Source organism: Ruegeria sp. ABM4_193, from assembly GCF_056158705.1.
Genome location: NZ_JBSWTT010000001.1, coordinates 1,906,080 through 1,919,411, shown reverse-complemented (window position 1 = coordinate 1,919,411; position 13,332 = coordinate 1,906,080). Strand labels below are relative to the sequence as shown.

Sequence of the window (13,332 nt, the reverse complement as noted above, 5' to 3'; positions counted from 1 at the left end):
CCTTCCTACAGAAGATTGATGCGCCGAGTTTTGGTGTCGCGCGCGCGCTGTGGTATGATTTCGTATTCAGATACGGGATTATGGTATGTTCGAAGGATTGAACCCCATTATCGTTTTCCGTATGTCCGAACGTCTGCTGCTGACCGCAATTGTTATCGTCGTGGCATTGGTCGTACTCGTCGGCTTCTGGAAAACTGTGCAGCGAGTGACGCTGAAGGATGGCGGTTCGCTTGGCATCACGGGTTCAGTGGCGTTGTCTACGCCGGTCTTCGCACTGTTGGCGGTTATTCTCTACGCTTGGGTAAGCTTGTCGCACCCGATTTCCTACAGCGCGCCACCTCCTGCTAGTGAAGCCGTTTCCGGGCAGACCGCCGCTTTGGAAGCAACTGCTCCGGGTCAGTTCACGGGCGCGGTCAACACCCAAACGCATGACATCGCCGCGGCTGAGGTCAGCAGCTACGCGCGCCAGCGCGTCCGCCACCAGATTTGGACGCTCAACTGTCTGGCGGCCTCGACCACCGTACGTCCACCTGCGCAATCTGAACTGACAGAAATCAAGCTGAAGCTCATGCGAGAAGTTTGGGACAGCAATTGGGGTGCCGTGCTTCAGTTCGAAAACTGGGCGCGCAATCCCAACCTGGGCACCAATCCGACACCGGAAGCGATTGAATTCTTTGATGGAAAGCACACCGGATGCTAAAGAAGGCCTTTTTCCTTTGGATTGCCACCGCGGGTTTTTCGACAGCCGAGGTCGTCTACAGCCCGGCAGAAATTCAACGTGTTCGAGAACGTACGGTCCCTTCGATCCAGTCTGTGATGTGGCAGGATATCGTGCCTCGCCTGCCATCCGAGTACAGAGCCCGTGCCAGCGACGTAAAATTGATATTTCCCGAACGCGGTCCGGGCCCGATGTCGTTCTATGCGGCACCTGCGAGGCAGGAGATCCATTTGCCGCTGACATCTTTGCGCTTCTATGACGACATCGCGACGTTGCACGCCTGGTTTGAGTCCCGCTCATGTCCGCAAGAGTACATTCAGACCTATCTGGCGGCGCTGCTTCGAGCTGATGAAAACCTGCCCGCGCCACTCGTCGCGTTCGGGCTGGATCGGGACAAGTTGTTCGCTGACAATTATACCTACGATCTTAGCGGCAAGATCTTCTCGTCAGGTGTGCAGTTTCTTCTGGCACATGAATTGGGGCATATCCTGCTTGATCATCGCACTGGAATAGAGGGTGCGGAGAGCCAGCGACAGGAAACCGAGGCGGATACCTTTGCGCTGGATCATTTCGCGCGGCTGGGCGGCAATCCGATGGGTATCTTCTGGTACTATCAGGCTGCTTGGTGGCACGACCCGGCAAGCGAGAAGGGGCGGCGTGAGAATACACATCCTGTTTCGGCTGAGCGCATTCGAGCGATGGCTGAGAGGCTGATAGATAGCCCGGACGAGTTTGCGCATGGAGAGGCTGATCCTGCGCGTGAAGCCAAACTGATCTCTCAACTGGGGATGATGACCGCTGCTTTCTCCGACCTAATAGATGACGACAGTTTCCTGAATTGGATCGCGCCTGCGATGTTCAATGATTATCCAGTCTCCAACTTGCGCCATTCATGCCCGCATTAAGTACATTTTTAGAACTGGACGGCACGCCCTAAATTTAGCATGTGTTTCAGAGCCAGAATGACTGATTACGGGTCCAATTCATTCGATGCCGTAGCTGAGCACCCAAGAGCGTAACACGGCAACCCGGACTGTTCAGTCTTCGAATGCATCGCCTAAGATTTTTCGGGATCCTTCTGCTCCGGCAGTTCGACGATGTAGCGATTCATTCGGTTAAGAAGACTGATGAACGAGTCGATGGAATAACCTAGGATAAATGCGGCGATAGAGGCTATCGGGGCCGCTCCCGCCGTTGTCTGTCCGAGCATGCCAAATGGAACGAAGAGCGCTGAAACCAGATAGCCCACAAAGGCGCCAAAAAACGAGCGCAGTAAGATGTCGCGGGGACTAAACGGCACAAGAAACGGTTCACGAATGGCCCGTACTAAACAAAAGATGATAGCGCCCAGAGCGCCATGCAGCGTAGGGAGTATCCATCGATGTACAATTAGCTGAAGTTCAGTGAGATTCCTCTTCTGCACTTCTATGTTTGCGGTCACTCTCCCTAGGAACACGACATCGGAGCCCTGACGGAGCGGAATCGTTTTCGCCAGGTCGGCATACGAACTTTCGTACCAGAGATACTCTGTATCCAGGGTGCGCTTCTCAAGTTTTGAAAAAAATTCACAGATATCGTCCTTGTTGCCAACTGATGAGACAGGGACGGAAAGTTGTTTTTCTTGGACACTTCTCTCTTCCGGATCTTCCAAAAGGCCACTAATTGCGCCCTTGGCCGCGTAAAATAGTTGCCGAAAAGGCCAGAATTCATTTGTCAGATATTGCGCATCTTGGCTCGAATCATACCAAACCGTGTCATAATGAGCCATCTCGCGAACCGCCAAGATGAACCGATTTACATCCTGATCGTCGAGTTCAGTTTTTTGATACTGGCAAAAGTCGCGTGTATAAACAATTTCTTCAATATTAAGGTTGCGATGTATTTCGAGTACGTTGTCGAGACTGGCGATGGCGGCACTTGCGCGGGTCGACCAATAAGTCCAGTGCAACGACAAAATGATTAATATAACGCCAAAGGCAGCAACAACATTGGTCGGTGCGAGAAGCCGAGAGGTTCGTCCGGTTTGGTTTTTTTCTCCGAGCCTGAAGTCGCCGGAAAGGACAGCCGCAAGTGTACGCTTCTCTATTGTCGGAAAGACTTTGCTAGCCGCCCGGCGTAGCTCGTTTCGCTGATCGACGCCATTTTCTGTATCGTCATATCCACTGAGAGCATCTTCGAGTTCGGACGCATGAGGCGAGCCAGAGGCGACGAGATAATCACATACACGACGCACCTGACGAACGAAGCGATCATCGTCCTTTGTCATAACTGCTACACCAGAGTGCCAGGAATCGTACCTGACCCATTGGGATTTGGGCAAACGCAGGGTTGGCCGGGTGTCCCTGGCGGCGAGGCCCAGCACCATCCCTGACTGGTCATGCAACGGGAACCGGGCGCTTGCGAGAGAACCGGTTCAAAAGGGATCGCCACAAGAACGGCGGCCAAAATGAATGAGCGTACCATACCGAAATACCTCTGAATAATTGAACAAATTATGGGCGCACAACCATAATCTTGACATCAAATGCGGATGCATCCAAAAATAATCTTTAACAAAGAGTAATTGCCAACCAGATGGGAGTTTCTGACTTCCCCAATTTGGAGTTGCCGGCCCTGTAATTTCTTCGTCGGTAACGTGGTGCAATGCAACTTTGAATTCGCAAATATAGTGTCAATCTTGCTACGGGTTCGACATATGAAATTTTGCCGTAGTATTCAGGTACCTGCAAAGCAAATGACGCAGACGGAGAAATATGATAAAATATTGAAGATTTTGCACTTGAAGAGTTGTTCTGAAAGGCGCCGATTATGAGTCCATTTATTGCAATTGCTGGCAGTGTATTGCCAGAGATATTAAAGCTGGTTCTTGGAAAGAAACACCATGATTCCGTTGACGTAATATCAGGTGCGATTGAAGGCGCAGTAAAAGAGGCCACTAATTCCAACGATCCGGAAGCAGCAACAAAGATCATTGAGCAAGATCCGCAAGTCGCGGCCAATCTGCGAATTCGTCTCGCGGAAATTGCTGCCGAAGAGGAACGCGCCAAGCGTGAAGCCGAGGAAAAAAAGCGCGAAAATGAAAGAAGCGCCGATGAGCGCAAACGGGAATTCGAGCTGCAGCAACTTGAAACATCACATGCTCAGTCCATGGATCGGCTCAAGACGGATTTGGCCGCTGCAGAATCCGCTCGAAAACAAGACTTTACCGAACTCCAGAAACGTCTTTCGGACGTGCGCGATGCCCGAGAAGGGTTTGAGGAACTTGCGGCCAGTGGAAGCAAGTTCGCTTGGGCAGCCCCTGTCATATCAACAATCATTGTGGTTGGCTTCTTCTCGATCCTTGCTGTTCTGTTGCTATTTGAAATTCCGGCGCTTGATCTGGAAACTGATCAGGGAGAACGTCTGTTCCAAATAATCAACATCGTGATCGGCGCGCTCACAGCGGCCTTCGCTACAGTCGTCAGCTTCTGGCTCGGCTCCTCCCAGGGATCGAAGCAAAAGGACATCAATACACTTACGATCGATACCCGTCGGGTTGCGGCCGAAGAACGCCGCGAAGAGCGTTTGATGGAACACGTTGCGAAAACAGACACAACCAAGCTGGCGGAGTTTAATTCCTCGGGCCATGCTGCGACAGCACCCCAACCTGCGGGGGAGAAACGAAAGTTGGCGAACGAGTCAAATTTCTCTCGTTGTATCGGGCCGATTCTGGAAGCCGAAGGTGGGTTTATTGACCACCCGGATGATCCCGGAGGCGCGACGAACATGGGTATCACATTCAACACGCTCAAGGCATGGCGTCGCCCTGATGAAATTACTGTGGACGATGTTCGAAACCTCACCGAAGACGAAGCCAAGCAGATCTACCATGCAAATTACTGGAACGCGCTAAGTTGCGACGAACTGCCGGACGGAGTTGATTTAGTTGTATTTGATTTTGGTGTGAATGCCGGTCCGGGTCGTTCTGCAAAGACCCTGCAACGTGTCGTCGGAGTTAAGGACGACGGTGTTATTGGACCCATCACACTAGCCGCCGTCGCTGCCGTCGACCCCATGCACATTATTCGCCGATTTGGTGAGCTGCGGATGGAGTTTTATCGAGGCCTAAGGATATTCGAAACCTTCGGCAGGGGCTGGACACGCCGAGTTCAAAAAACTGAAGCTCAAGCTCTGGCGCTCGCACGCGGAAGCTAAGGTGGACGCCTGGGTTTAGCACTTATAGGTCAGAGGAGACGGTCTGCGGTTTCATCCGGTGGGGTGATAATCTGGCTCCCGTATTGACCGGGTACTTCGTTCGATCGGGGAGGCTTAATGTTAGCCTCGATGACCTGCCAGAGACCGGATGGCATTCGTCCTGCAACACGGACTATACAGCAAGGGGAGCTATTCCACCTGCGAACGATGCCAGAATTGGTGCAACGATTGCGAGCCCTGTGCGCAAGACTTCACCCACACCTTCTTTCAACCCACGCGAGGCCTTCCAGTCTTCGATATCAAAGCCCTTCTTATTCATTTCAACTTGGCTGACCACACAAGTAAGGTTTTTGACCCTGCTATCCAGTATCAGTGCGACCGGAAGGTAGAAACTTAGCATAAGCAGGCAGAAGTAAGTTCCCGTGAAGAGCGCTGATGCAGTAATGAGCGAGTTATAAGCGGCTTTTTCTGTTTCGGAGATCAAAGGCAGAGGCCAATACATCCAGCTCGACGCAAAGAACATTCCAAAGGTCAGAACCAGGCTGGACAAGTATAGTTGCTGCCGCATCTGGTGAAGGCCTCTGGCCAATTCTGCAGCCGTTTCCTCGACACTTTCATGATTTCCGGTCGCCAGACACAGGATCATGCCAACTATCAGTGCACCGACCGCAAGCCCGGCGAGCGCATTGATAATATCCAATACCCGCATAAACATCGTAAAAACAGGTATCTCTCCGCACGTGCCCAACAGCCAATAATCGTCAGGTTCCAAACACCCTGGCAGGGTTCCACGTGATAACGCCGTTTCAAACACAGCCTTACCGACCTGATGATAAATTCTGGGAGTGGTCGACGTCACATATTGTTGGATCGTAGGAACCACCGCCAGCATGAATATGGCAAGTACCGTGGCAATTGCTGCAATTCTTGTATCGCGCGCCATTGGTCGTGTCAGATTGCGGATAAGCAAAGCTACTGCCAACACAGCAAGAGACGCAAAAAACCAGGACGCCGCAAGAAACCGAAAACGGCCAACGGCTTCCAGCCATGTATTCTCGTCATTCAGAATTTCGAGCGGCACGTTCAAATCTGTTGCAATCAGATGATGGTGGATCAGCTCATGCAATCCGAAAATGAAAACCGGCGCCAATGCTATTAAAAAATAACGCAGTTCTACACGACGGTTAGACAAGTCCGACCTCTTGCGTTTCTGAAAATAACAAAGGAAATCATAGCACATATTGCTGCTGTCGGCATCGATCACAGGCACAGTTGCCTGAGGGACCTATATTTCAGTGATCGTGGGGAAACTTTTCCGCTGACTTTTCAACTCGATTTATCTGATTGGAAGTCAGGTACTCTAATTGAATATTTGGCTGTTTTTCGTTTGGCTTGTTGGACAAAGCACAGGGCAGAAGAAGTACTCCCATACCGTACATAATCAGTAAGCATTTCTTTAGGACAGCTAAATGCTTCTGAAACCGCGCTTTGTTGTGGTCTGAGCCAAATGTGTTTCTGCTTATGCGCGAACAATCTTCCCCACTGTTTCTTATGGCGGCGATTTCTGTTATTATTGGGGTATTGTAGAAATCAATTCAGGATTGCATTTGATGCGGGTTTACGAAGCGGTCGTTGCCGCACTCGAAACTATCGGAGTCGATGCCGCTTATGGTGGAGCAGGCGAGAATGCCGCAGGACTCATGCTTGCGCTGGACGCATCGAACCAAATCAGATCGGTCATTGCAAAGAACGAACAGGGCGCTGCATTCATGGCCTGTGGCCATGCAATGTTCAGCGGCAAGCTGGGCGTGTGTTTTGCCACAGCAGGACCAGGTGCGTTTAACCTGATCTCGGGCATGTGTGTCGCCCTGACGGACAGCTATCCGCTGCTGGCAATTAGCGGATATTCCACGGTTGCCTGGCAGGGGAGGGGCGGTCTGAACGAGACATCCGGCCTGGCGCGCACACCCAATTCCAGAATGATGTTCCGTGCCGCTACCAAAAAAGACCCTGTAACGGGCGAGCCAGCGGATTTTCTGGTCACCGATCCGGATGATCTGATCGATACGCTTCAAAAAGCCATCAACATCGCCTTCGAAGGGCGGCCGGGTCCCGTGCATGTAGCGGTGGCAGAAGACATAACTGACCCCAAGATCGAAGTGACGAACTTCCGGCCCTTGCGTATGCCTCAAACAGGGGTGGCACCAGATCCCGAGGCACTGGATGCAGTTTCCAAAGTTCTGGCGCAGGCGATTGGTGCGAATAAGACCATCGTAATGCTGGCCGGGTTTGGTACGATTCTGGCCGGGGCCAATGACCTCACCAGAAAATTCATCGAACGGTTCCAGATACCGTTACTCACGACGATGGACGGAAAAGGCATCGTGGCCGAGGAGAACCCTCTGGCTATCGGGCTTTACTGCGATTCTGGCCACAAGGCGGCCTGGGAGTTGTTCTCCGAGGCGGATGTGGTGTTGGCAGTTGGCAACTCCTTTGCACAGCATGCGACTTTTGATTTCCACGATGGATTGTTTGACGACAAAACCCTGATCCACATCAACATTGATGCCGGAGAATTCGACAAGTTCTACAAAGCGGATCACGTGATACTCGGCGATGCACGGCAGGCGCTGCAGGGACTTTTTGATCGTATTGATGATGCAGTGGGGCCGGTGTCAAAACGTGATTTTCGTCCAAAGGATTATGACGAACGCTTTATCATCTCTCCGCAGAAGCAACTGCATCCGGGCGAGATGGTTCAGAAGATCTCGCAAATGCTGCCTCCGGGTGGAATTGTCCTGGCTGATGCAGGGGCACATGCGGCTTGGGCAGGGTATTACCTTGAACTCAAAGACGGCCAAAATTTCCGCAAACCAGGCACATATGGGCCAATGGGTATTGGTGTATGTGGAGCGATCGGCGCGAAATACGCCGAAATGCACCGCCCGGTGGTCGCCGCCGTGGGTGATGGATCCTACCTGATGAGCGGTTTCGAACTGATGACGGCCGTGCAGTACAGCATTCCGGTGATTTGGGTCATCTTCAACGACCGCGAATTCAAACTGATCAAGCTTTATCAACTATCGGCCTTCTTCAAGACCGGTTTGGTTGAGTTCGACAACCCGGATTATGAAGCCTACGCCCGCGCCTGTGGCGCCGAAGGTTTTGTCGTCAATCAACTGGATGAATTTGAGCAGGCCTTTGGTGCGGCGCTGGCAAGCGGCAAGCCAACTCTCATTGACGCAAGGATCACGCGTTTGGCGCTGCCAAATTACTCACCTCATCCCGAGGGGGTGCTCGCGGCGATCCGGGAAGGCATTCGCACACGCTTCGGATTGTAAAGAGGAGACCACCATGGACGGCAGCTCGGAATCCTTACGGAAATGGCGCGAGGTTTATGTGGGGGGATCGCCCGAGGCCGAACTGAAAGAAACCAAGGCGCTTGCGGAAATGATGATGGCAGCGCAGCTGAAATCCATGGCGGCTGGCGGCGCGCGGCAGGTTGATCGGGCCTTTCACAAAAAGGCCATTGCGGCTTTCAGGGGGGGCGAATTGCGGTTTGCCGATGATCTGCCCGACGATATGCAGGTTGGATTTGCACAGCCCGGGGCACGGTATCCTACGACCGTACGATTTTCGAACGCCTCCACGCAGACCCAATCCGACGAAGAAAAGGATCTGCGCGGATTGGCGGTTCGCGTCAGTGAAGCCGACGATGTCGCGCATGATCTTCTAGCTACAAATTTTCCGGTGCCCCATGCCCGCAACGCCCGTCAATTCGTGGTCTTTGCCCATGCGGTTTCCGGCGGGCGAGTGTCGAAACTGATCGGGCTGGTGCGCCTGTGCTTCGTTTTGGGCTTCGGGGAAACCCGGCGCATGCTCGGCAACGTCCGCGAAGCTTTGCGCGTCTGCGAAAGCGTCGCGCTGGAGAGTTACTGGAGCCGGGGCGCAATCGCCTGGGGCAACGAGGCGGTGCGCTATACGTTTAAGCCCGCTCCGGGCGCACCGGGCGTTCAGGGCAATTATGCCGGTGCCGCGCGCCTGTCGTCGGAATATGCTGCTCGGCAGGCGAATGGAGACATTGTCTTTGATCTGTTCGTGCAGAGGTTCGTCTCTGAAGAGCAAACCCCCATCGAGGATGCGGCCCATGAATGGGACGAATTGGTCAGCCCGCCGATTAAGGTTGCGGAACTGGTCCTGCCGCAGCGCGACCTGTCGACTCCAGAGGCTTTGGCCGAGTCATTGGAAATCGAAAGTATGGGCTTCAATCCATGGAACACGACCGACGATTTTTGCCCGCTTGGAAATCTTAACCGGGCGCGTAAGGCTGCTTATGACGCATCTGCATCGCATCGGCAGGGTAGGCGGTTCAAAGCGCCACCGCCACCGATCCAGAACCGGATTTTCGGTACCGCCGCCCGATCCATCCTGCGGGCGGTAAATCGCCGTGTGCCGTGGCACAAAATTCCCTTCCTTTTGATCCAACTGCTCAATCTGGACGCGCTCAGATACGATCTGAGGCAAAAAAACCTAATCGACACGGACCCGGAAGAAGCTGCGCCAAGCGCCCGCGCGGTCCCGCCGGAACCCAAGCCGGAATATAGTATCTATCGCACCCATGATGGCAGTTACAACGACCTGTCTGATCCGAAAATGGGGGCTGCTGGCGCCACTTTCGGGCGCAACATGCCACCACAGGATCAGCCCGGCGACAGCCCGAACCCAATCGAGGTCGCTCGGAAACTGATGGATCGGCAGGCCTTCATTCCGGCCAAGATCCTGAACATTCTGGCCGCGTCATGGATTCAGTTTCAGGTTCACGACTGGGTCGCACACGAACGTCGCAAGCTGGACGAAGACGATGATATCGTACCGATCCCGGATGGCTATCCCGATTGGAAGAACCGGCCTGATGGCAAGCCCGAACGCAATATGCGCATCGCGGGCAATATTCCAAAAGAGGGCGCAAATGATCCTTTCCTCTTCGCCAATGAGAATTCCCATTGGTGGGACGGGTCGCAGGTTTACGGCGTAAATACTGATGCGGCGAAAAAGCTGCGTGACGGTCCAAAGGTTAAACTAACCAAAGAGGGTTATTTGCCCCTGAGCGTCAAAGGCTTCGAACTTACCGGTTTCAACGAAAGCTGGTGGCTGGGCCTGTCCACGCTACATACGCTGTTTGCCCGCGAACACAACCTATTGTGCGACGCGTTGCAGCGTGCGTATCCCAACATGGACGAAGAACGCGTTTACCAGACGGCGCGCCTCATCGTGTCCGCTCTGATCGCCAAAATCCATACGGTGGAATGGACCCCCGCCGTTCTGGGCACCGAAGCGTTGGATATCGGTATGAAAACCAATTGGTATGGCCCGCCGACATCCTGGCTGACACGGCTGGGTATCTGGCTGACGGATGTTCACGCGCTGAAAGGTATTCCCGAAACCGAGCCGGATCACCACACCGGACGGTACGCCCTGACCGAAGAATTTGCGACCGTTTATCGGATGCATCCCCTGATCCCGGATGACTATATTTTCTATGACTTTACAACTGGCAAAGAAAAAGCGCGGCGTGGTTTCCTCGACATTCAGGGGGAACAGACAGACGAGCAGTTGCGCATGCTTGGACTACGCGATTGCCTTTATTCTCAGGGGATCGCCCATCCGGGCGCGATTACGCTGCACAACTTTCCGAAGTCCCTCCAAAATCTTGAACGTTTTGGTGAATTAATCGACCTATCCGTAGTGGACATTGTACGTACCCGAGCCCGCCGCGTGCCGCGATACAATGAATTCCGCAAGGGGCTGCACATGCCGCCCGTGACCGATTGGGACGAACTGACCGCAAGCCCAGAGACAAACAGGATTTTGAAAGAGCTGTATGGAGACATCGACAAAGTCGACACTGTGATCGGTCTGTTGGGCGAAACCCCACCGGACGGGTTTGGCTTCTCGGACACCGCCTTTCGTGTCTTCATCCTGATGGCCTCGCGCCGATTGCAGTCGGATCGCTTTCTGACCACCGATTTCCGACCGGAAATATATACGCATCTGGGCATGGACTGGGTTGCACAGAATGGAATGAAATCGGTGCTGCTGCGCCATTTTCCCGAATTTGCGCCAGTGCTGCCAAAAGCCGCCACGGCCTTTGCGCCATGGCATATCGTGCAGGAGGGCTGAGGCATGCCAAAGGACAAAGCGCAAAATGGACTGGACTATTTCCTGAGCGCCCCGCTGGCGCGAACTTTGTGGAACCGCCGAACCAAGCGGGTCAGCCGCGGATCGAACGTGGTTGCGGGTACGCTAAGCTGGGAGACTCAGAACGACCGATCCCCACTGTCACCATTGCAAGAGGCGATCCTGATTGCCGCGACAGGAGCAACAGGCATAACCATGCCGGACCGGCCGTTTTTCGACGATGAAAGCGGCGACCCGATCATGTCCAAACCAAATCTGGTAATGGAAGGTCGTACCGCAGGCAGCCCGGACAACGCTCAGGGCACCCATTTTTTCATGATCAACGACAGCGGTACCTACTTCCTGCGTCGCCTTGATCCGCTCCAGGGTGGGACGGAAAACTGGACACCAGAGGTACTTATTGACCGCGCCGAACAGGCAAAGGTTCAGATACTTGATCGTCGCATCGACGTACCCGCCGGTATGCGCGATTTTCCGGCCTATCTGGACTCGAACCGGTTTCTGTCGAACACACCCGGTTCCACAATTTTCTTTCCGGTCGTTGACCTGTCGCACCAATACATCAACGCCTTGATGTATATTCTGACGCAGCCCGACAAGGCGCGTCCCGTCATTGTCGATGATCGAAATTTTTATCGACCTGCAGGCGTGAAAAAGTGGATCGACAAGGGATTTTTGAATCCGGATATCAAGATCCCGCTTGGTGTTCTTGGGCAGATGCGAACACAAATCGAAGCAGATCTCTTGATACAAAACCTGTTTCTGGTGACAGAGGCGATGGGCCTGGGCGGCTGGATTCACGCCGCCATTTCACCCCCCATTCTGATGGGTGATCCGAAATTCAGCGACCGTTACGGTACCATGCTGAGCTTTGACTACATCACGCCCAAATGGCGCCTGATGGATCTGTTACGCTGGCACACATTGCCCATCGCAGCAATGAAGCATGTCCGTGCCCATGCAGTGGGCCTGCGCCATCACGGAGAGCATCTGATCAAGGGCAAATGCCCACCTTACTATCCGACCATGTCCGATGCAGTAGATGCCGTCGTGGCAGGTAAATTTGGCCCGGACGGCATATACAAGAACGAGGCATTGTTCAAAAAAATCTACAAAGGTGATTTCGGGAACAAATACCTGGAAGAGGCGGGCGAATACGAGCAGGACATCATCGAGTGCGCCCGCGACATCTGCACCTATGTCTATGAAACCCACGGTCGCTTTCCTGCCCATTGCGAAGCTGTTCATGCACCAGGTGTCTGGCTGCAGGCCCATCGTGTGGAAATTGACTATTATGACACCTATTTTCAGAACGGCCTGACGACCGCGCAACGCGAGCATGATTTAATATGGTTGGCCTAGGGATTTAACCGGGTGGCCTTGTCAGATTAACTTCGCTTGAGCGGGGCTGGGGTGTTGCGTAGTTTTTGCCCATGATCAGACCTGCCTCATTCAAATACTTCAAAACCAGTCCGGAGATCATCCGCTTGGCCGTGATGCTGTACATCCGTTTCCCGCTGTCGCTTCGGAATGTCGAAGATCTGTTGCACGAGCGAGGCATCGACGTGAGCCACGAAACTGTCCGATATTGGTGGAACAGGTTTGGCCCGATGTTTGCTGCTGAGATACGGCGGAAGCGTGTTCAGCAACTGCGCACATTCTCGAAATGGAAGTGGAACGTGGACGAGGTTTTCGTGAAGGTGAATGGTAAGCGGCATTATCTTTGGCGGGCTGTTGATCACGAAGGCGAGGTGCTGGAAGCCGTTGTCACCAAACGCCGAAACAAAGCTGCAGCGTTGAAATTCCTAAAGAAATTGATGAAGCGACACGGCAAAGCGGAAAACGTCGTCACAGATCGCTTCGCCTCATACAGAGCCGCGCTCAGAGAGCTCGGAGCTACCGAAAAACAGCGGACGGGCAGGTGGCTCAACAACCGGGTTGAGAATTCGCACCTGCCGTTTCGACGACGCGAACGCGCTATGCAACGGTTCAGGCGCATGAGAAGTTTACAGAAATTCGCTTCCGTCCATTCCTCCGTATACAACCACTTCAACCAGGAAAGATCGCTAGCCAGCCGAGACACCTTCAAGCTAACCCGCGCCGCCGCACTTAGCGAGTGGCGCGAACTTTGTTCCGGATAGGTTCACGGTTTCTGCGGCAAACTGAGACTGGTTCGAATTCGTCTGACAGCACCGCCATAATTTTCCTAACTGTGATGATCT

Annotated in this window: 9 protein-coding genes; 7 read left to right on the top strand and 2 right to left on the bottom strand. The window is 53.4% G+C overall.

Going from position 1 to position 13,332, the window contains the following annotated elements; genetic code table 11:
• Window positions 1–85 precede the first annotated feature (85 nt).
• Both ACXADZ_RS09635 and ACXADZ_RS09630 read left to right on the top strand, forming a co-directional pair.
• Window positions 86–700, top strand: a complete 615-nt coding sequence (locus ACXADZ_RS09635) for a hypothetical protein (RefSeq protein WP_475195657.1) — start codon at window positions 86–88, stop codon at window positions 698–700.
• Complete coding sequence (locus ACXADZ_RS09630; RefSeq protein ID WP_475195653.1) at window positions 694–1,623, top strand: M48 family metalloprotease; 930 nt, start codon at window positions 694–696, stop codon at window positions 1,621–1,623. The genes ACXADZ_RS09635 and ACXADZ_RS09630 overlap by 7 nt, the downstream gene beginning before the upstream one ends.
• 152 nt (window positions 1,624–1,775) lie before the next feature.
• On the opposite strand, the gene ACXADZ_RS09625 is transcribed toward ACXADZ_RS09630, so the two are convergent.
• Window positions 1,776–2,984 carry a hypothetical protein gene (locus ACXADZ_RS09625; protein WP_475195648.1) on the bottom strand — a complete coding sequence of 403 codons (1,209 nt, stop codon included), beginning with the start codon at window positions 2,982–2,984 and terminating at the stop codon, window positions 1,776–1,778.
• A gap of 542 nt (window positions 2,985–3,526) precedes the next feature.
• Here ACXADZ_RS09625 and ACXADZ_RS09620 point away from each other — a divergent pair.
• A complete protein-coding gene (locus tag ACXADZ_RS09620) occupies window positions 3,527–4,912 on the top strand; it encodes a glycoside hydrolase family 108 protein (RefSeq protein WP_475195644.1) in 1,386 nt (461 codons plus the stop codon).
• 172 nt (window positions 4,913–5,084) lie between these two features.
• Here ACXADZ_RS09620 and ACXADZ_RS09615 read toward each other — a convergent pair whose 3' ends face one another.
• Window positions 5,085–6,176 (bottom strand): hypothetical protein, encoded by a 1,092-nt coding sequence (locus tag ACXADZ_RS09615; protein ID WP_475195641.1) that lies wholly within the window; start codon window positions 6,174–6,176, stop codon window positions 5,085–5,087.
• A gap of 346 nt (window positions 6,177–6,522) precedes the next feature.
• On the opposite strand from ACXADZ_RS09615, the gene ACXADZ_RS09610 reads away from it, so the two are divergent.
• The 4 genes from ACXADZ_RS09610 to ACXADZ_RS09595 all read left to right on the top strand — a co-directional run bounded on the left by ACXADZ_RS09610 (window position 6,523) and on the right by ACXADZ_RS09595 (window position 13,251).
• A complete protein-coding gene (locus ACXADZ_RS09610; RefSeq protein WP_475195638.1) occupies window positions 6,523–8,253 on the top strand; it encodes a thiamine pyrophosphate-binding protein in 1,731 nt (576 codons plus the stop codon).
• 13 nt (window positions 8,254–8,266) lie between these two features.
• Window positions 8,267–11,092, top strand: a complete 2,826-nt coding sequence (locus tag ACXADZ_RS09605; protein WP_475195631.1) for a peroxidase family protein — start codon at window positions 8,267–8,269, stop codon at window positions 11,090–11,092.
• Between the two features lie 3 nt (window positions 11,093–11,095).
• Window positions 11,096–12,472, top strand: a complete 1,377-nt coding sequence (locus ACXADZ_RS09600) for a hypothetical protein (RefSeq protein WP_475195626.1) — start codon at window positions 11,096–11,098, stop codon at window positions 12,470–12,472.
• Between the two features lie 71 nt (window positions 12,473–12,543).
• Window positions 12,544–13,251 (top strand): IS6 family transposase, encoded by a 708-nt coding sequence (locus tag ACXADZ_RS09595; protein ID WP_475195621.1) that lies wholly within the window; start codon window positions 12,544–12,546, stop codon window positions 13,249–13,251.
• The last annotated feature ends 81 nt before the right edge of the window (window positions 13,252–13,332 follow it).

Coding starts and splice junctions, on each gene's coding strand:
- ACXADZ_RS09635 (WP_475195657.1), top strand. CDS start 86: ATGTTCGAAGGATTGAACCCCATTATCGTTTTCCGTATGTCCGAACGT.
- ACXADZ_RS09605 (WP_475195631.1), top strand. CDS start 8,267: ATGGACGGCAGCTCGGAATCCTTACGGAAATGGCGCGAGGTTTATGTG.
- ACXADZ_RS09625 (WP_475195648.1), bottom strand. CDS start 2,984: ATGACAAAGGACGATGATCGCTTCGTTCGTCAGGTGCGTCGTGTATGT.
- ACXADZ_RS09630 (WP_475195653.1), top strand. CDS start 694: ATGCTAAAGAAGGCCTTTTTCCTTTGGATTGCCACCGCGGGTTTTTCG.
- ACXADZ_RS09620 (WP_475195644.1), top strand. CDS start 3,527: ATGAGTCCATTTATTGCAATTGCTGGCAGTGTATTGCCAGAGATATTA.
- ACXADZ_RS09595 (WP_475195621.1), top strand. CDS start 12,544: ATGATCAGACCTGCCTCATTCAAATACTTCAAAACCAGTCCGGAGATC.
- ACXADZ_RS09610 (WP_475195638.1), top strand. CDS start 6,523: ATGCGGGTTTACGAAGCGGTCGTTGCCGCACTCGAAACTATCGGAGTC.
- ACXADZ_RS09600 (WP_475195626.1), top strand. CDS start 11,096: ATGCCAAAGGACAAAGCGCAAAATGGACTGGACTATTTCCTGAGCGCC.